General features: G+C 69.6%; 16 protein-coding genes. 5 read left to right on the top strand and 11 right to left on the bottom strand.

What is annotated here, in order from left to right:
* Positions 1-99: 99 nt before the first annotated feature.
* From ABH920_RS13760 to ABH920_RS13740, 5 genes are all read left to right on the top strand, one after another.
* Entirely contained in the window at positions 100-1,080 is a 981-nt protein-coding gene (locus ABH920_RS13760; RefSeq protein WP_370349329.1) for a hypothetical protein, read from the top strand.
* A gap of 4 nt (positions 1,081-1,084) precedes the next feature.
* Complete coding sequence (locus ABH920_RS13755) at positions 1,085-1,642, top strand: hypothetical protein (protein WP_370349328.1); 558 nt, start codon at positions 1,085-1,087, stop codon at positions 1,640-1,642.
* Positions 1,643-1,719: 77 nt separating this feature from the next.
* A complete protein-coding gene (locus tag ABH920_RS13750) occupies positions 1,720-2,925 on the top strand; it encodes a ThiF family adenylyltransferase (protein WP_370349327.1) in 1,206 nt (401 codons plus the stop codon).
* 7 nt (positions 2,926-2,932) lie between these two features.
* Positions 2,933-3,481: a Mov34/MPN/PAD-1 family protein gene (locus ABH920_RS13745; RefSeq protein WP_370349326.1), complete on the top strand. Its 549-nt coding sequence runs from the start codon at positions 2,933-2,935 to the stop codon at positions 3,479-3,481.
* On the top strand, positions 3,478-4,761 hold the full coding sequence (locus ABH920_RS13740; protein WP_370349324.1) for an SAVED domain-containing protein: 1,284 nt from the start codon (positions 3,478-3,480) through the stop codon (positions 4,759-4,761). Before ABH920_RS13745 ends, ABH920_RS13740 begins: the two co-directional genes overlap by 4 nt.
* Positions 4,762-4,971: 210 nt before the next feature.
* On the opposite strand, the gene ABH920_RS13735 is transcribed toward ABH920_RS13740, so the two are convergent.
* The 11 genes from ABH920_RS13735 to ABH920_RS13685 all read right to left on the bottom strand — a co-directional run bounded on the left by ABH920_RS13735 (position 4,972) and on the right by ABH920_RS13685 (position 17,783).
* A complete protein-coding gene (locus ABH920_RS13735) occupies positions 4,972-5,616 on the bottom strand; it encodes a hypothetical protein (protein WP_370349323.1) in 645 nt (214 codons plus the stop codon).
* A gap of 131 nt (positions 5,617-5,747) precedes the next feature.
* Complete coding sequence (locus ABH920_RS13730) at positions 5,748-7,031, bottom strand: C40 family peptidase (RefSeq protein WP_370349322.1); 1,284 nt, start codon at positions 7,029-7,031, stop codon at positions 5,748-5,750.
* Between the two features lie 276 nt (positions 7,032-7,307).
* Positions 7,308-7,853, bottom strand: a complete 546-nt coding sequence (locus ABH920_RS13725) for an N-acetyltransferase family protein (protein WP_370349321.1) — start codon at positions 7,851-7,853, stop codon at positions 7,308-7,310.
* A 59-nt stretch (positions 7,854-7,912) separates the two neighbouring features.
* Complete coding sequence (locus ABH920_RS13720; protein ID WP_370349320.1) at positions 7,913-8,215, bottom strand: hypothetical protein; 303 nt, start codon at positions 8,213-8,215, stop codon at positions 7,913-7,915.
* A 216-nt stretch (positions 8,216-8,431) separates the two neighbouring features.
* Positions 8,432-11,242, bottom strand: coding sequence for a type I DNA topoisomerase (gene topA, locus ABH920_RS13715; RefSeq protein WP_370349319.1), 2,811 nt, complete (start codon positions 11,240-11,242; stop codon positions 8,432-8,434).
* A gap of 300 nt (positions 11,243-11,542) precedes the next feature.
* On the bottom strand, positions 11,543-13,033 hold the full coding sequence (locus ABH920_RS13710; protein WP_370349318.1) for a methyltransferase: 1,491 nt from the start codon (positions 13,031-13,033) through the stop codon (positions 11,543-11,545).
* A gap of 57 nt (positions 13,034-13,090) precedes the next feature.
* Positions 13,091-13,444, bottom strand: coding sequence for a hypothetical protein (locus ABH920_RS13705; protein ID WP_370349317.1), 354 nt, complete (start codon positions 13,442-13,444; stop codon positions 13,091-13,093).
* Positions 13,441-13,935, bottom strand: coding sequence for a hypothetical protein (locus ABH920_RS13700; protein WP_370349316.1), 495 nt, complete (start codon positions 13,933-13,935; stop codon positions 13,441-13,443). The genes ABH920_RS13705 and ABH920_RS13700 overlap by 4 nt, the downstream gene beginning before the upstream one ends.
* Before the next feature lie 119 nt (positions 13,936-14,054).
* Positions 14,055-16,493: a sodium-translocating pyrophosphatase gene (locus ABH920_RS13695; protein WP_370349315.1), complete on the bottom strand. Its 2,439-nt coding sequence runs from the start codon at positions 16,491-16,493 to the stop codon at positions 14,055-14,057.
* A gap of 297 nt (positions 16,494-16,790) precedes the next feature.
* Complete coding sequence (locus tag ABH920_RS13690) at positions 16,791-17,342, bottom strand: ATP-binding protein (RefSeq protein ID WP_370349313.1); 552 nt, start codon at positions 17,340-17,342, stop codon at positions 16,791-16,793.
* A 99-nt stretch (positions 17,343-17,441) separates the two neighbouring features.
* Positions 17,442-17,783, bottom strand: a complete 342-nt coding sequence (locus tag ABH920_RS13685; protein ID WP_015796998.1) for an anti-sigma factor antagonist — start codon at positions 17,781-17,783, stop codon at positions 17,442-17,444.
* Positions 17,784-17,866 lie beyond the last annotated feature (83 nt).

Raw genomic sequence — 17,866 nt, 5'->3', positions numbered from 1 at the left:
GTTGGATTTCACACTAGACGCGCACTTGCACAGGTGCAACAGTGGGGTTCACTCCTGCCCCGGAGGGCCCTACGGACACTCCGGAGACGGGGAACAGAAATGCAGGTCAGTACAGCCTTTGGGCAGTTCCAGACGATCGTGAACGCCGACCCGTCATCGGTGGCGGAGGCGCGTCGGCGCCGCAACCTGTTCCGCGACGCGCTCCAGCCGCTGCGTGACGTGGTGAGCGTGATCCCGTCCGGGTCCCTGGCCCGGGCCACGCAGTTGGACCCGATCCATGACGTGGACCTGCTCGTCGAGTTCGTACCCGCCGAGCACCCCGAGTGGGGCAGTCCTGGCGGCTCGGCGGACGACGCCCTGACCTACCTTGCCGGACAGGTGATGCGCACTCTCGGGGCGACCAGTGGGACGGTGGCGAACGAGGTGCGCCTGACCTCCAAGCGCAACCATGTCGTCAAGTGCTTTCTGGACGACCCCGAGGCGGAAGACCCTTTCGCGGTCGAGGTTGCCGTAGCACTGCGTCAGTCCGACGGCAGCCTGCTGCTGCCGGAGCGCTATAACTCGCGCTGGATCACCGCCGATCCCGAGTACCTGATCTCGCAAGTGGCCGGGCGTCAGCAGACGTGGTCGGACTTCGTTCCGTTGGTACGTGTCCTGAAGTGGTGGCGGACGAACTCCGCCGGGCTGGACATGAAAAGCCTCGCTATGGAGGTGCTTGCGCTGCGCTGTCTGCCGGTGCAGAACACCCGCGCGGCAGCGCTCGCCCAGTTCTTCACCGCGGCGGCGACCGAAGTGATGTACGGGGTGTTCGACCCTGCAGGGCATTGTGGGGAGATCCAGCCCGATCTGGACCGCGACGCGACCCGCAGCAAGCTGCTGGAGGCGGCGGAGTTGGCAAACGAGGCGCTGGACGCCGAAACCGCGCAGGACGCCGACAAGGCGGTCGCGCTGTGGACACAGCTGTTCGGCGCAGAGTTCCCGCAGCCGTCCGGCCAGCAGTCCGCCGCGAAGCCCGCGTCCGCTGTCGCGGCCACCCTGATCGCGCCGCGCCGGCGCATCCGTGACATCCCGCAGGGCTGAGGCCGTGCCCGGCGCGATCACTGCGGCGATGCTCGGCGAACGGGCCAGGACTTGGTGGCAGGAAGAGCCCGCGCTGTTGCTCCGCGAGACGGTCGCAATGGCCACGCTGGCCCCGGACCTGCACTGGCAGCCGCAGGGGGCGGGGTTATGGCAGGGGTCTGCGCCCTGGTGGCCGTTCGACCGACCCGCCCCGGCGGGCCTGGACGCGTTGAGCAGCGGACGCACGCTGAAGGTCCAGGTCGCCTACGGGCACGGGTTCCCGGTGGCAGCGCCCAGCATCTGGGCGCTGGACCCGGAGCCGCAGCTCGCACACCGCCTGAACCACGCCTGGCACGTGAACGGCGACGGCAGCCTGTGCCTACTGGCCAGCCCCGCCGTCTGGAGCGGCCGGGAGCCAGCCGCCGAACTGGTGGCCAAGGCCGTCGGCTGGTTCATCGAATACCTCCTGCTGTCCCGCGGTCTGATCGAGGCCATGACGAACACCGGGATCGGCGCCGACCCCTCGCTCGACACGCTGATCCGTGATGCGGAGCCCGACGGGGACCGGTGGGCGGCGACGTGACCGAATGGCTCGTTCTGCTGTCACAGTCCGCAGCTGACCGCATTGTCGGGATCTCCGCTGGCTGGGGCCACCTGAACATGGCCGTGTCCTCAGCCGACCGGCTGGCGGGCATCGTCGGAGTAGGCGAGCGCGACACCCTGATGTTTCCCACCGCCTTGAATCTGCCCGCCGGGCATCCGCTCAACGTCGCCGACATAGAGCCAAGGTCCGGCATCTGGCATCGGGGCGACCCCGCGCTCCAGACCGCGTGGCTCGACTGCCGCATGCGCTCCGCCGTCCTGAGCACCGACGGCTTCCGTCGTCTGGTCACCGACGGCTGGATCAACCCGCCTGCAAACCGGGCCCGATTCACGCTGATCTACACCCCTGGTGAGACTCCGGGCTACAGCGCGTGGTGGGTCGGCCAGCAGGAGGCACAGCCCGCAGACCTGGAGGTGTCGGGGCGACCTGACCTCGGCTGGGCACAGTTGGAGCCCGGTTGGCCTGTGAACGTACTGCGCGCGATGAGGGTGGCCGTGATCGGGGTCGGGAGCATCGGCGCCGCCGCTGCCGAAGTGCTGGCTGGCTACGGCATCGGCACGCTGGCCCTGGTCGACCCTGACCGGTTGCTGTCGCACAACCTGATCCGCCATCCCCTCACCGCCCGCGACCTTGGCCGGACCAAGGTCGCAGGGCTCGCAGACCACCTGCGCCGCACGTGGCCGGAGACGGCGGTCGAACCGCTCGCGCTCGACGCCGTCGTCGACGCCGACCGTATCCGCCCGATGCTCAAGGAATGCGCGCTGGTGGTGTGCGCCGCCGACGGGGTCACCCCGCGTCGAGTCGTCAGCCACCTGGCCCGCCATGCCAGGATCCCCGCGGTCCTCGCGTGCGTCCTGGAGGACGGAGAGATCGGCGAAGTGCTCCGGCTGCAGCCCTGGCCGAGCCGGGGCTGCCTGACCTGCCAACGCGAGCACCTGGCCGGCAGCGGAGGCTTCGATCCGGAGCCGGCCCTGGACGCCCCATACGGCCTCGGCAGCGACGACCGGCCGATGACCGCTGTGGCCGGCGACCTGCACCTGGTCGGGACCCTCGCGGCCAAGAGCGCCGTCGCCACCCTCCTGGAGCGGGCCGGGCACCATGACCAGATCCTGCCCGGCGACCACCTGCTGCTGGCCCTGCGTCCCCGCACCGACTTGCCGCCGCCCGCAGACCTGCGGCGCACCGGCGACCAGCGCTGGTTACAGGTCGGCCCGCCGGTCCCAGGCTGCCCGACCTGCGACCCCGACACGGGACCACGGTGAGCAACACATGATCCGCCGCAAGCTTTTCCCGGGGTCGCCGACCACGGCGGGCCGCCGGACGACGCCTGCCGTCACGGTCACCGACACCGCCTTTACGGCGATCACCCGGTGCGCGGCGTCCTCGGCGGACGGCCGAGAGACCGGCGGGATCCTGCTCGGCCACCACCGCGCCCACCCGCAGCCGGTCCTGGATGTTGTGCACGCCCCGGGCCCCGGCCCGCAGGCCGTGCGCCGAGCCGATTTCTTCCGTCGCGACGTCCGGTACGCGCAGGCCATGGCCGACTTGGCCTATCGCACCGACGCCAGCATCTGGATCGGCGACTGGCACTCCCATCCCGGAGGACCCTCCCGGCCCAGCGCCACAGACCTGACCAGCTACCGGGCTCTGCTGACCGATGCGGAACTGGGCTTCGAGGTGTTCCTGACGGTCATCGTCACCCCCGACGCGGCGACGGGATGGAACCATCCCCGCCTGACCGCGTGGCTGATCACCACCCGCAGCGTGCGCCTGGCCGCACTGCACGCCCGCCTTCCCAAGGAGGACGCCACCGGATGAAGACCCCGCCCACCATCCCCGGCCCCTTGCCTGCGGGGGTCCGAGCGCTCGCGCCAGTGTTCATCAGTTACCGCACATCCGACGGCAGCGAGCTCGCCGCAGCACTGGCCTGGGCGCTGCGCGCGACCGGAGTCCCGGTCTGGCACGACATCACCGACCTGCCACCAGGGGACACCACCCGCCGCCTGCGCGAGGCCCTGGCCTCCGGTCTGTCCGGCGCGGTCCTGCTCGTCACCCCCGACATCCAGCACTCCACGGTGGTGCGCGAGACCGAGCTGCCCGCACTACTGAACCTTGAACCCGACCCGGCGTTCACGTTCGCCATCGGCAGCATTGTCGCCAGCACCACGGCCTCGGCCGCTTCGCCAGGGCTGGACTACACCGCGCCCGACAGGCTGCTGTCTCAACCCAAAGACACGCTACAGCGATTCAAGCAATACCCCCTGACCACCGCTGGCGAAATCGCGCTGCTTGCCCGAGAAGTCGCCTCCCAGCGGATGCAGGCGTTGCGACCTTCCGGCCGAACCACGCTCGACCTGGATCTGCAGACCCGCCTGGACCCGCGCGGCACCCCCTCCGAGTTGCCGCTGGCCGTACGCACCCGCCCGCCGCAGCCCGGCCAGCGGATTCCCGACCCCTCGATCTGGCCGCAGATCGCCACGTTCCTCACCGACCTGCCGCGGCTCATCGCCCTCGCCGGCGCGCAGCGACTGCACATCCGCGGGGGCGCACACCTCAGCGTCGCCTTCGCGCTCGGCGCCGCCGTGCCGGATACCTCTCCTTGGCAGGTCACCGTCGAAGACCACACCGGCGGCATCTGGGGCGAGCCCGGCCCCGTCCCGGCACCCCCGACGACACTGCTTGACCGCAGCGAACCCGACCTGGCCGCGCCGACGGGCGCGCCGATCGCCGTGTACGTCGACCTGGTCCCCGTCGAGCCGCTCGGCGACACCTTCGCCGCTCACCTGGCCACCCATCCCGGTGCGTTCCACACGGCGGTACGGCTGTATCCGCGGCGCCGTCATCAGATCCCTGCTGAGGCTGGCAGCATCTTGGTCGCGAACTTGGCGGCGAAGATCCGTGCACATGCCGCAGCGGCCGCTACACGACACGTCCACCTCTTCCTGCGCACGCCGTTCCCCATCGCAGTGCTGCTCGGCCGTGCGCTGAACACCCTGGAGATCACCTTGTACGAATGGGACGATGCCGCACCCGTCGCACGCTACATCCCAGTTGCCTCCACCGCCTCCGGTCGTGGCGGGGGGCCACTGATTCTGTAAGAATGCCAGGGATGATGACCAGCCAGCCTGCGGACCTGACCGAAGACGGCTCTGCGGCCAGCATGATCCATGCGGGCTGGCCGCCCATTGCCAGTTTGACCTTCCCGCCTTGGTCTACCCCAGCGAGACGCGACAACAGCCCAACCGGCCGACGACCGCTGTAGATCGGAAAATTTGGTCGCGAAAGCCTCGGATGGCAGCTCCGGAACTTTATTGCTGGGCAGAGCCTCCCTGAAGCTCCGCACGGATCGCTTCTCGCAGCCTCTGATCGAACAGGTCAGCCGCCTCCTTGGCCTTTTCGACCCGGTCTGCCAGCTCGCGGTTAACCGTTCCGAAGTCCTCGCCGCTCGGGGGCACCTCGCCTCGGGACTCAGCAGCGCGCTCTGCCCGCCACGTCTTCCAGTTCAGGAACTCCCCTGCCCAGGCAAAGTGAGCTCGGTTGCTGGCATCAGCAAGGACGAAGACCTCTTGCGAGGCCCACGCGTCCAGTTCAACCTGCCGCAAGACCCACTCATCGGTCGTGGGATCGTAGTTCGCATCCGGGTCCTGTCCCCCGGCTGTGACTGTGTCCCGGAACAACGCGCCACGAGCGATGTGTTCGAGAGCCTTCACATATACCGACTTGCGCTCCGTCCACACCCGGTGATCGGCAGCTTGGCGCTGCTGAGCCTGCCAGCCGCGCTCAGCGATCGATTGCTGGCTCTCGATCGCCGCCTTGGCTGCGGCAGCCTGGTTTTCGGCGGTCGCCTTGGAGACCGTCTTCTGGGTCTTGCTGTTCCAGAAGGCGCCGATTGCCACGCCGACGAGCGGCCCCACTCCGGCCAGTACGGCAAGTTCGTTATGCGTCAGGTGCACGCGTACAAGTGTGCCGTCATCGCCGGCGCCGCAACGGCGATTCTCGAATCCCTGGCCCATGGGACACGGATGGGACATCGGCAACGAGAATAGGACGTCAAGACTGAGAACCTACAGTAAGCGTGCGCCGACTACGGCCGGCCGTAGAAGCTCGGCGTCCCGTTGATCCACAGCGACTGCTGCTCGACCACACCCCCGGGGTGCGGCGCCTGGATGATGCGGTCGTTCCCGATGTAGACCGCCTCGTGGTAGATGGTGTGCGGGTTGGCGCCGTCCTCCGCCCAGAAGACCAGGTCGCCGGGGCGGAGCTGGTCGTACGTGAGCGAGCGCATCGCCAGGTACTGCCACTGCGCGGGGTGCGGGAAGGACCATCCGCCGGCTTCCAGGCCGCGCATCGCCAGACCGGAGCAGTCGAAGACATCCGGGCCCGCGCCGCCCCAGACGTAGGGCTTGCCGAGCTGCGCGTAGATGTAGTTCAGCATCAGGCGGACGGCGCCTTCCGCGTACGGAACGGGTCCGGCCGAGACGGACGGCGGTGTCCACGTCGCGCCGCCGCCCGAGGACGCGTGCGCCGAGCCGCCGCCGGGCCCCGCTCCCGCGGCCCGGGCCGCCGACGCCGCGGCGGCGGCCGCGGCCGCCTGCCGGGCCGCCGCCTGCTGCGCCGCGAGCTCCGCCAGCCCGGCCTCCCGCTGCCGCTCCAGTCCGACCTCGATGCCCTGCGCCGCCGCCAACTGCTGCACCAGCGTGTTCTGCTGCGCCTGGATCCCGGCGACCTGGCTCTGCGCGTCGGCCGCCGCCGCCCGCGCCGCGCCCAGCGCGCTCTGCGCGCGCGCCTCGGCCCGGCGCTGGTCCGCCGCGCTCCGGTCAGCCTTCTGACGTGCCGCCGCCGCGTCCTTCGTCGCCTGCCGCGCACCGGAGACGGCCAGCGCCTCGGCCGCGTCGTGGTTCGCCTGGACCTGGCGGCGGACGGCGTAGTCGTGCAGGGAGCCGACGTGCAGGAAGGCCACGGCCATCGCCATGTCCGGACCCTGCCGGTACATCTCGGCCGCGAACGCCCCGAGCCGCGCCTCGGCCTGGTGCTGCGCGTCCAGGGCGGCCGCCGCACGGGTCCGCGCCTCGTCGGCCGCCTGCGCCGCCGTCGCGGCCTGTGCCACGGCCGTGTCATACGCCTCGGCCGCGAGCCCGGCGCTCGCCTCCAGGGCGTGCAGGTGGCCGTTCGCGGCGTCCAGGGCCGCCTGGATGCGGTCGGCGGCGGTCTGGCGGTCGCGGACGTCGGCCTTGGCCCGGTCGATGGTGCCCTGGCCGGGGATCACGGGGGTACCCGGGTCGGCGTGTGCGGCGCCGCCGAGGAGGGCCGCCGTCAGGACCGTGGCCGTGACGAGCGTGGCCCGCCGGCCGTGTCCGCGTCCCCGCATGCCGAACTCCTTCCGCGCCGCCCGAGTGTGTCCGTGTCCTCATGGACTGTGGGATGAGCTACCCACCACCACCTACGACCTTTCATCACAAAAAGGGCGCATCGCGCGAGGCGTGGTCAGAGGGCTGAAGGTTTCCACCGAAAGAGGGACACAGGCGGATGCCGGGTGGACCTCGGGCAGCCATCGGCCCGCCCGGTCGGCCGGCACGCGGCCGCCACCGGGGCGCCGCCCGACCACCGCCCGGCCAGCCGGCACGCGGCCGTCACCCGGCCAAGATCACAAAGTCCTGCGGTACCGCGTCTCGTCCAGCACCTCGGCCCCGGCCTCGAACCCGGAGACCCCGCCGTCGTGCCGCCACCCGGTGTGCTCGTAGAACGCCCGCGACGCGCTGTTGGTCGCCAGCACCCACAGCGTGGCCTCGACGTACCCCTCGTCCCGCAGCCGCTGGAGCGCGACCGCCTGGAGCCGCGCACCGATCCCGAGCCGCCAGATCGCCGGGTCGAGATATATGGCGTAGAGCTCCCCGACCCGGTCCCGGTCCTCGTCGGCGTCCCGGCTCGGCCCCACCGACGCGAAGCCGGAGACCACCCCGCCCACCTCGGCGACCAGCACCTCGGCCCGCCGCGCCTCCAGGTCGGCCAGCATCCGCCGCGCACTGAGCACGAACCCGTCCACCGACAGCCCCGCGAGATAGTCGGCCGGCATCAGCCCCGAATAGGCGACCTGCCACGACGCGTGCCGCACCCGCCCGATGTCGTCGGCGTCCCCCGCCACCGCCTCACGGATCTCGACGCCGTGGGCCCGACTCGTGCTCGAACTCATGCGCGCCATTATGGCCGGTCCGCCCCGTCCCCGGTCGGCCGAACTCGCCGGGGCGGCGGTCACTCGTAGTCGTCGAGGGTGGTGAGGTCGATGTCGATGTCGAACGGCACCGAGACCTTCAACCGCTCGCCGAAGGTACCGATCAGGCTGTAGTCCCCGGTAAGCGGATCAAGCATGTAAACGTAGGCGATCATCCCCCCGCCGTCTCGCTCGACGAGCCACAGGTTCTTGATCCCGACCCGCGCGTACTTCGGTGGCTTGACCTCGTGATCACGCTCGACGGACTCCGGCGAGACGATATCGGCGGAGGTGAAACCGCCCGAGGACTGCTCCAACGCCGGAGGTAGGGTCGCCACGCTCATGCTCCGATCTTACGAACGGTCTCCATCTCGGTACCCAGCGTAAGTGACATCAAGGTTTTTCTTCACTCGGACGAGCGAAGAAAACCCGACCATATTCACTCTTGAGCGTGACGGCGCACCATCACCGCCCTGCCCAGGCAGTTCCGCCGGCCGCACCCGCCGCCCGGACCGAGCGGCCGGGGCACCAAACGCCCCGCGCCACGTCGTCCGCACCGCCTACTTCGTCGCCGAACTCGCCGTCTTCTTCGCAGCGGTCTTCTTCGCCGCCGTGGCCTTCGCCGTCTTCGTCCCCGAAGCCGCCGTCTTCTTCGCCGGGGTCTTCTTCGCGGCGGCCTTCTTGGCTGTCTTCTTCGCCGGCCCCTTCGCCCGCTTCTCCGCCATCAGCTCGTACGCCTTCGCCGGCGTGATCCCCTCGACCGTCTCGCTCTTGGGGATGGTCACGTTGGTCTCGCCGTCGGTCAGGTACTCGCCGTAGAAGCCCGACTTGATCACGATCGGCTTGCCCGACACCGGGTCCGGCCCGAGCTCGCGCAGCGGCGGCTTGGCCGCGCCGCGACCGCGCGCCTTCGGCTGCTTGTAGATCTCCAGCGCCTCCTCGAGGGTGATCGTGAAGATCTGCTCCTCGGAGGTGATCGAGCGGGAGTCCGCACCCTTCTTCAGGTACGGGCCGTAGCGGCCGTTCTGGACCGTGATCTCGTCGCCGGACTCCGGGTCGGCGCCGACCACGCGCGGCAGCGACAGCAGCTGCAGCGCCTCCTCCAGCGTCACCGTGTCCAGGCCCATGTTCTTGAACAGGGAGCCGGTGCGGGCCTTCACCGCGTTCTTGCCGCGGGTCGGGGTGCCCTCCGGCAGGATCTCCGTGACGTACGGCCCGAAGCGCCCGGCCTTGGCCACCACCTCGAAGCCGGTCGAGGGGTCCCGGCCCAGCTCGCGGTCGCCGCTGGGCTGCAGGAACAGCTCCTCGGCGAAGGCCGGGGTCAGCTCGTCCGGCGGCAGGTCGTCCGGGACGCTCGCGCGCTGCTGGGTGCCGTCTTCGAGGTTGCGCTCGATGTACGGTCCGAAGCGGCCCACGCGCAGGATGATGCCGTCGTCGCCGACCGGGAAGGAGTTCACCTCCCGGGCGTCGATGTTGCCCAGGTCGGTGACCAGGTCCTTCAGGCCGCCGAGATGGTCGAACACCACCCCGTTGTCGCCGGAGGTGACCCGCTCGTTCTCGGTCGGGCCGAAGTAGAACCGCCGCAGCCACGGCACCCGCTGCGCCTCGCCGCGCGCGATGCGGTCCAGGTCGTCCTCCATGCGCGCGGTGAACTCGTAGTTCACCAGGTCGCCGAAGTGGTTCTCCAGCAGCCCGACGACCGCGAACGCGATGTAGGACGGGACCAGCGCCGTGCCCTTCTTGAACGCGTAGCCGCGGTCCAGGATCGTGCCCAGGATCGTGGAGTACGTCGAGGGCCGGCCGATCTCGCGCTCTTCCATCTCCTTGATCAGCGAGGCCTCGGTGAAGCGCGCGGGCGGCTTGGTCGAGTGCCCGTCCGCGGTGACCTTGGTCGTGGTCAGCGCGTCGCCCTCGGCCACCGCCGGCAGCCGCTGCTCGGAGTCGTCCAGCGCGGCGTCCGGGTCGTCGGTGCCCTCCACGTACGCCTTCAGGAAGCCGTGGAAGGAGATGATGCGGCCGCTGGCGCTGAACTCCACGTCCCGGCCGTCGGAGGCGGCGCCGCCGACCTTCACGGTCACCGTGTGCCCGGTGGCGTCCTTCATCTGCGAGGCGACGGTCCGCATCCAGATCAGCTCGTAGAGCCGGAACTCGTCGCCGGACAGGCCGGTCTGCGCCGGGGTGCGGAACGTGTCGCCGGAGGGGCGGATCGCCTCGTGCGCCTCCTGCGCGTTCTTCACCTTGGAGTCGTACCGCCGCGGAACGTCCGGCAGATAGTCGGCGCCGTAAAGGTCGCGCACCTGGGTCCGCGCGGCGTTCAGCGCGGTGTCCGACAGCGTGATGCTGTCGGTACGCATATAAGTGATGTAGCCGTTCTCGTACAGGCTCTGCGCGACCCGCATGGCGCGCTTGGAGTCCATGCCGAGCTTGCGGCTGGCCTCCTGCTGCATCGTGGTGGTGCGGAACGGCGCGTACGGCGAGCGCCGGTACGGCTTGCGCTCCACGCCGCGCACGCTGAAGTCGGCGTCCCGCAGCGCGGCGGCCAGCGCCTTGGCGGTGACCTCGGTGAGGTGCGCGACGTTCTGGCTGCCGGCCTTGAGCTGGCCGTCGGGGCCGAAGTCGCGCCCGGCGGCCACGCGCTTGCCGTCGACGCTGGACAGCCGCGCGGTCATCGCCCGCGGGTCGTCCGGGCCGCCGGCCTTCAGGGTCTCGAACGTGCCGGTCAGGTCCCAGTACTCGGCGGCGGTGAACGCGATGCGCTCCCGCTCCCGGTCCACGACCATGCGGGTGGCCACCGACTGCACGCGGCCGGCCGACAGCCCGGTGCGGACCTTCTTCCACAGCACCGGGGAGACCTCGTAGCCGTACAGCCGGTCCAGGATGCGCCGGGTCTCCTGCGCGTCGACCAGCGGCATGTTGATCTCGCGGGTGTTGCGCGCGGCCTCCTGGATCGCCTCGCGGGTGATCTCGTGGAACACCATGCGCTTGGACGGGACCTTGGGCTTGAGCACCTCCTGCAGGTGCCACGCGATGGCCTCGCCCTCGCGGTCCTCGTCGGTGGCGAGCAGGAGTTCGTCGGCCTCCTTGAGCAGGTCCTTGAGCTTGGCGACCTGCTTGCGCTTGTCGGCGTTGACCAGGTACAGCGGCTCGAAGTCGCCGTCCACGTCCACCCCGAGCCGGCCCATGGAGGTGCCCTTGTACTTCTCGGGTACCTCGTCCGCCCCGGCTGGGAGGTCGCGGATATGGCCGACCGAGGCCTCGACGGTGTAGCCCGCTCCGAGGTAGCCCTTGATCGTCTTCGCCTTGGCCGGCGACTCGACGATGACCAGCCGGCGAGTCGCGCCGCCCGAGTCCGCTGAACCCTTGCCTGCCACCGTTACCTCTGCTTCCCAGCTTCTAGCCCCAAGGGATACGCGCTTGGGCGTACCCCGCACACCGCGGTGTGACACGTCGTCGGGATACCGCGACACCAACGGAGAGTGACCGTACCTCAGCCGTACGTCTCCGCGCTGTCTACTGTGTCCTACTCGTTGTCTTGAATGGTCGGCGTACAACCGAACGTTAACCCGAACTGGCGTATAGGACGGAACCCGAAAACGCCAGAGGTGGGACGGATGTGACGCACGACAACCGGTGTTGAGGGGATCGACGCTGATGACAGCCCTGAGTGTCGCCTAGGCCACGGGGAACAGATAACCGTCTTCGACCAGCCCCCGGATGGCCTCGACCGCCCCGGTCCGCAGGCTCCGGCCGTCGATCCCGTAGCGTTCGCCGACAGCGTCCAGGATTTCCCCGAGCGGCGTCTCACCATCCGACGCACCCACCACAGCGGCCCCGACCGGGTCGATGTCGGCCGAGCGCATGAAGCCCTCCTGCTGGCTGAGCCGCGAGGAGTCGCCGCCCCAACCGCTGCCGCCCTCGTACGTCGGCCGCGCCACCTGCTCCCAGCGCACGTCCGGCGCAACCGCCAACTTGCGGTGCATCAGAGCCTCGTCGTCGGTGCCGCGCAGGAAGTCGTGCCGCGCGAACCAGCTGGGGATGTGCGGCCCGAGCGGCTGCTCCACCGGGTGCGAGATCTCCTCCAGCCGCATCAGGGGGCTGTCGGCGCCGGCGTTGTGCAGGGTGATCCACCCGAAGCCGATGGCGTTGACCTTGTTCTGCTCGAAGTAGTCCAGCCAGGCGTCGTAGCGCTGCGGGTACTCCGGAGTGCCGTACTCACCGGAGTCGCGCAGCCAGAGCTCGACGTACTCGGCCGGGTCCTGCGCCTCACGCTGCACCACCCACGCGTCACAGCCGGTGTCCCGCACCCACCCGGCCACCCGCTCGCGCCAGTCCACGCCGTCCACGTGCAGCCAGTTGGCCAGCACCTGGCACCACCCGTCCTCGGCCAGGTGCCGGTGCGCGTTGGCGACCAGCTGCCGGCACACCTCGTCGGCCGGCAGCCCGGAGTCGCGGTAGACGAAGCGGCCGCCCTGCGCGGCGTTGTCCGGCGAGATGACGAACGGCGGGTTGGAGACGATCAGATCGAACCGCTCTCCCTCAACTGGCTCAAACAGGGAACCCTCACGAAGCTCGAACGGCACCACCCCGGAGAGCTCCTGCGTCATCCGCGCCAACTTGAGCGCCCGCGGATTCCGGTCGCTACCGACGACCCGCTCGACGTGCGTCGACAGGTGCAGCGCCTGCACACCCCCGCCGGTCCCGACGTCCAGCGCCGACCCGAACCGGTCCCGGATGGTGAGCTGAGCGAGCGTCGTGGAGGCACCCCCGACGCCGAGCACGTGGTCCTCACGCACCGGATGCCCCTGCCCCTGCGCGTGCAGCCCGCCGGACAGGTCGGAGACCAGGTACCAGTCATGGCCGTCGTCATCGCCATAGGGCCGGATGTCGATGGCGGCCCGCACCCGCTCCCCGTCGACCGCGACCAGCCCGGCCGCCACCGCCTCCTCAACCGGCAACGCGGCCCCGACAGCCTTCCGATCCACCGGCTGCTGCAAGAGGAAGAGCCGGACCAGCGTCTCAACCGGCGAACCCCCGGCCGTCGCCCGCAACGCCGGCACACTCTCGCTCCTGGCCAGCGCCGCGTACGCCAGCGGACCGAGGACCTCCAGAACGCCGTCGACGGTGTAGTCGGCCTTGATCAGGGCTTCGCGCAGGTTCTCCATGGGTCCATTGTCGCGGGAAACGTGGGGCGCCCCCGACCCGAAGGCCGAGGGCGCCGATCAGTCGGTCGCTTTCGGGTGGCCGAGGCCGGCGTAGTCCAGCCAGACCGTCCGGTTCGCGACATCGATGTAGTACCAGATCCGACCGCCACCGGTGACCTCGTACTGCCAGTGCTCCATGCGCGCACCGTCGCTGATCACGAACGCCAGCTCGAGTCTCAGCTGGTGGTGCCGCTTTGTCGGCTCTGTAGGCCTGGGATTCGAGCGGAAGGCCTCATACGCTTTCCGCGTATTCTGCGGAGCCTTGCTGCACAGTTCGCGCCAGCCTTTGATGGTGTCCGTTTCCGCGTAGCGGATCCGCCACTCGTCATCGACTGGCGGAGGCGCGACGTCGTCGCCACGCTTCGGACTCATTCATCGTCCTCTTCCGGCACCACAGGCACTTCCACCGGCCCGAAGTCATCCTCCGCCGAATGCTCCATGGTCAGCCTCCCGTACAGCTCCGGGTCCGCGTAGATCTCCGCCGTGTGCTGCCATTCAATGATCACCTGAGAGACCGGTCGCAGGTTGCGGAGCTCGGCAGAGGCTCTGGCCACATCGACCAACTCGGTCAGAAACTCGTCGACCCCGTCGTCCGGGAGGAACCGCGTCCACGCGAACACGCCTCTCAGCGAGCTGCGAAGCACCTCGCGCGAGGGCTCCTGCGCGATTATCCCCACCAACAGGCGCGTCGTGACGTCGTAGACCTCGGCGTCCCGCTCGGCACGTTCAACGGTCGCCAACATCAGATCCGGCTGGTTCCGGCGCACCAAGCGCAGCGTCTCAGCTTGATCCAGCCGCAAGGTCGTCTCGCGGGGATGCTGAATCAGCTCGGAGAACGGCACGGAGTCACTCACAGTTCCCATGGCTTCAAAGATACTTCAAAGGTCTAGCACCAAGCTACGGAAATCACTCAAATGGGGCGCCCCCGACCCGAAGGCCGAGGGCGCCCCATTAATAGGAGAGAACTCCCAAGGAGGACCGCTCAGATCGACTGCGCGGAAGCCTCCATCGACGTGTCCTCGTCCCCGCTCCGCGGCGCCCCGGGCGCGCCCGGGGCTGCGGCCTCGACCGCCGCGCCGGTGCCGGTGACCGGGGTGGAGTGCGAGTCCGAGTTGGAGTCCGAGACCGCGATCGACTTGCGCTTGCTGTTCCAGACCGCGGCGACGATCACCAGGATGGCGACGATCGCGATCAGGGCGCGGACCGCGGCGTTGGCCGAGGTGCCGATCGACAGCTGCACCACGGCCGGCGCGATCAGGAGGCTGACCAGGTTCATGACCTTGATCAGCGGGTTGATCGCGGGGCCGGCGGTGTCCTTGAACGGGTCGCCGATGGTGTCGCCGACGATGGTCGCGGTGTGCGCCTCGGAGCCCTTGCCGCCGAAGTTGCCGTCCTCGACCAGCTTCTTGGCGTTGTCCCAGGCCCCGCCGGAGTTCGACAGGAAGACCGCCATCAGCACGCCGGCGCCGATGGTGCCGGCCAGGTAGGAGCCCAGCGCCCCGACGCCGAGGGTGAAGCCGACCGCGATCGGCGCCATCACCGCCAGCAGACCCGGGGTGACCAGCTCGCGCAGCGAGTCGGTGGTGACGATGTCCACCACGCGGCCGTACTCGGGACGGCCGGTGCCCTCCATGATCCCGGGGATCTCGCGGAACTGGCGGCGGACCTCGTACACGACCGCGCCGGCGGCTCGGGACACGGCGTTGATCGCCAGCGCCGAGAACAGGAACACCACGGACGCGCCGATGATCAGACCGAACAGGTTGCGCGGGTCGCCGACGTTCAGGACGCCGCCGAACTGCAGCGACTGCTCCAGGCTGCCCAGCTTGGGGTTGTGCACCTTGGCGACGGTCTCGGTGATCTTCTGGGTGAACGACCCGAACAGCGCGGTCGCGGCCAGCACGGCGGTCGCGATCGCGATGCCCTTGGTGATCGCCTTGGTGGTGTTGCCGACCGCGTCCAGCGAGGTCAGCACCTTCGCGCCCTCCTCGCCGACGTCGCCGGACATCTCCGCGATGCCCTGCGCGTTGTCCGAGACCGGGCCGAAGGTGTCCATCGCCACGATGACGCCCACCGTGGTCAGCAGGCCGGTGCCGGCCATGGCTACCGCGAACAGCGACAGCGTGAGGGAGGCGCCGCCGAGCAGGTACGCCAGGAACACGCCGCCGCCGATCAGCAGCGCCGAGTACACCGCGGACTCCAGCCCGATCCCGATGCCGGCCAGGACCACGGTCGCGGGCCCCGTCAGCGAGGTCTTGCCGATGTCCTGCACCGGCCGCCGGGTGGTCTCGGTGAAGTACCCGGTCAGCACCTGGATGACGGCGGCCACCACGATGCCGATCACCACCGCGCCCAGCGCGATCAGCCGCGGGTCCTTGGTCGCGGCGTCGGTCAGCACACTGGGATCGACGCGGTCCAGCTTGGAGATCTTGTCCGGCAGATAGGTGAACGCCGCGATCGCCACCAGGATCACCGCCACCACGGCGCTGATGAAGAAGCCGCGGTTGATCGCCGCCATCGCGTTCTTGTCACCGGTGCGCGGGGACACCGCGAAGATGCCGATCACCGCGGTGATCACGCCGAGCGCCGGCACCAGCAGCGGGAACACCAGGCCCTGGGTGCCGAAGGCGATCTTGCCCAGGATCAGCGCCGCGACCAGCGTCACCGCGTAGGATTCGAACAGGTCCGCGGCCATGCCCGCGCAGTCGCCGACGTTGTCGCCGACGTTGTCCGCGATGGTCGCGGCGTTGCGCGGGTCGTCCTCGGGGATGTTCTGCTCGATCTTGCCGACCAGGTCCGCGCCGACGTCGGCGGCCTTGGTGAAGATGCCGCCGCCGACTCGCATGAACATGGCCAGCATGGCCGCGCCGAAGCCGAAGCCCTCCAGCACGTTCGGGGCGTTGCCCTTGTAGATGAGCACCACCACCGCGGCGCCGAACAGGCCCAGGCCCACGGTGAACATGCCGACGACGCCGCCGGTGCGGAACGCGATGCGCATCGCGCGCGGCGAGCCTGACTCGTTCGCCGCGGCCGCCACGCGCACGTTGGAGCGCACCGCCAGCCACATGCCGACATACCCGGTGGTGGCCGAGAAGGCGGCTCCGACCAGGAAGAACACCGAGCGGCCGATGCGCTGCGACCAGTCGTCGGCGGGCAGCGCCAGCAGCAGGAAGAAGGCCACGGCTGCGAAGATCGCCAGCGTACGGAACTGCCGCGCGAGGTACGCGGACGCGCCTTCTTGCACCGCGGCCGCGATGCGTTTCATATTCTCTGTGCCCTCACTTGCCGCCAACACCTCTTTGACGAGGATGCCGGCGACGCCAAGCGCACCTAGGGCGATCACGGCCACCACGAAGATCCAGGCGAGGTTGCCCCCGGCCAATGGGATCACCGTCGAGCCGCTGTCCGCAATTTGCGGCATGCGTCCTCCACTGTGACGATCCGTATTCCGTCGCTGTAACTCAGATCACAGCCAATGGCAGGGGAGTCTACGCGCGAAAACCCGAGGTCGGTCAACAGATCGTTTCGCCGACCTCACGGATCGCTATGTGATGAAGGACACTTTTCACTCGGTTTGGTGAATGCAAGCGTCGCATGAAGTGGGGCGATGCCCACGAAATCGGCGGAGCGCCCAGGGATGGTGGCGCTCCGCCGCGATGACTACTGCGAGCCTACTTGAGCCTGTGCCGGCGGCTCGAACCGGTGTTCATATAAGTGCTCAGAAGTCCTTGACGGGCCATCCCATGCGGACCGAGCCCCCGTCGGGCCCGGAAGTGATGTCGAGGTCGTCGACCAGCCCGGTCAGGACGGCCAGGCCCATCTCGGCGTCGTCGAGGTCTTCCTCGTCGTCGTCCTGCGCGGCGGCGGTCGCCTCGGTTCCGGCCGCCTCGGCGGCGGCCTCCTCGTCGGCGGCGGCCGCGGCCCCGTCGCGCTGGCCCGGCACCGCGCCGGAGACCTTGTCGGCCACCGTCACCACGAACCGGTCGGCGACCAGGCCGGAGTCGGACTCGTCCACCGCGTCCAGCACCACCACGACCGGTTCGCCCGGGCAGTGCCGCTGGTGCAGGCCCACGGCCCGGGAACAGGCCTCGCCGACGGCGAGGCGGACCTCGTCGAGCAGGCCGGCCTCCACGCCGACCCGGCGGGCGTGGGCGACCGCGACCAGGCGCGCGGTCCGGACATGCTCGGGCTGCGGGGTGAACCGCAGCAGAACGGCCGTGGCGCTCTCCGTCTTGGCCACCGTGCCGACGGCCGACGATTGCGCATCCATGTTGGCAGACCCCTTAGGAACAAGTGCGGGATGTGATGGCCGGGGTTGGCGGGCCTGGCCGGCGTGGTTGTCTCCCGCGCCGCGGCCCGCCGGTGTCCGCTAGTCGACGGCGGTGACGGCCTGCTCCACGCTGTCGCTGATCGGGAACACCTTGGTCAGACCGGTGATCCGGAAGATCTTCAGGATCCGCTCCTGGGTGCAGACCAGGCGCAGCGAGCCGTCGTGCGCCCGCACCCGCTTCAGCCCGCCGACCAGGACGCCCAGCCCGGTGGAGTCGAGGAAGTCGACGTCCTCCATGTCCACGATCAGGTGGTACTTCCCGGCACCGACGAGCTCGACCAGCTGTTCGCGCAGCTTCGGGGCGGTGTACACGTCGATCTCCCCGCCGACCTTGACGATCGTCCGGCCGTTCTCGTCTCGCGTCTCCAGCTTCAGGTCCACTGCCGGCCTCCAAAATCGGTGCCTTCCCGCCGTGGCGGGGGTGAGAAAAGGTGTGTCCTCGGCAACACAAAGTACAGCTTCAC

It is taken from the genome of Catenulispora sp. EB89 (assembly GCF_041261445.1).
Taxonomy (GTDB): domain Bacteria; phylum Actinomycetota; class Actinomycetes; order Streptomycetales; family Catenulisporaceae; genus Catenulispora.
The sequence above is the reverse complement of the archived record's forward strand: the minus strand, read 5'-3'. Positions and strand labels throughout refer to the sequence as shown.

What these genes read in the sequence shown, in the direction of transcription:
- ABH920_RS13750 (WP_370349327.1), top strand. Translation starts at nt 1,720, where the DNA reads ATGGCCGTGTCCTCAGCCGACCGGCTGGCGGGCATCGTCGGAGTAGGC.
- ABH920_RS13695 (WP_370349315.1), bottom strand. Translation starts at nt 16,493, where the DNA reads ATGCCGCAAATTGCGGACAGCGGCTCGACGGTGATCCCATTGGCCGGG.
- ABH920_RS13730 (WP_370349322.1), bottom strand. Translation starts at nt 7,031, where the DNA reads ATGCGGGGACGCGGACACGGCCGGCGGGCCACGCTCGTCACGGCCACG.
- ABH920_RS13705 (WP_370349317.1), bottom strand. Translation starts at nt 13,444, where the DNA reads ATGAGTCCGAAGCGTGGCGACGACGTCGCGCCTCCGCCAGTCGATGAC.
- ABH920_RS13700 (WP_370349316.1), bottom strand. Translation starts at nt 13,935, where the DNA reads ATGGGAACTGTGAGTGACTCCGTGCCGTTCTCCGAGCTGATTCAGCAT.
- ABH920_RS13720 (WP_370349320.1), bottom strand. Translation starts at nt 8,215, where the DNA reads ATGAGCGTGGCGACCCTACCTCCGGCGTTGGAGCAGTCCTCGGGCGGT.
- ABH920_RS13745 (WP_370349326.1), top strand. Translation starts at nt 2,933, where the DNA reads ATGATCCGCCGCAAGCTTTTCCCGGGGTCGCCGACCACGGCGGGCCGC.
- ABH920_RS13740 (WP_370349324.1), top strand. Translation starts at nt 3,478, where the DNA reads ATGAAGACCCCGCCCACCATCCCCGGCCCCTTGCCTGCGGGGGTCCGA.
- ABH920_RS13725 (WP_370349321.1), bottom strand. Translation starts at nt 7,853, where the DNA reads ATGAGTTCGAGCACGAGTCGGGCCCACGGCGTCGAGATCCGTGAGGCG.
- ABH920_RS13710 (WP_370349318.1), bottom strand. Translation starts at nt 13,033, where the DNA reads ATGGAGAACCTGCGCGAAGCCCTGATCAAGGCCGACTACACCGTCGAC.
- ABH920_RS13690 (WP_370349313.1), bottom strand. Translation starts at nt 17,342, where the DNA reads ATGGATGCGCAATCGTCGGCCGTCGGCACGGTGGCCAAGACGGAGAGC.
- ABH920_RS13760 (WP_370349329.1), top strand. Translation starts at nt 100, where the DNA reads ATGCAGGTCAGTACAGCCTTTGGGCAGTTCCAGACGATCGTGAACGCC.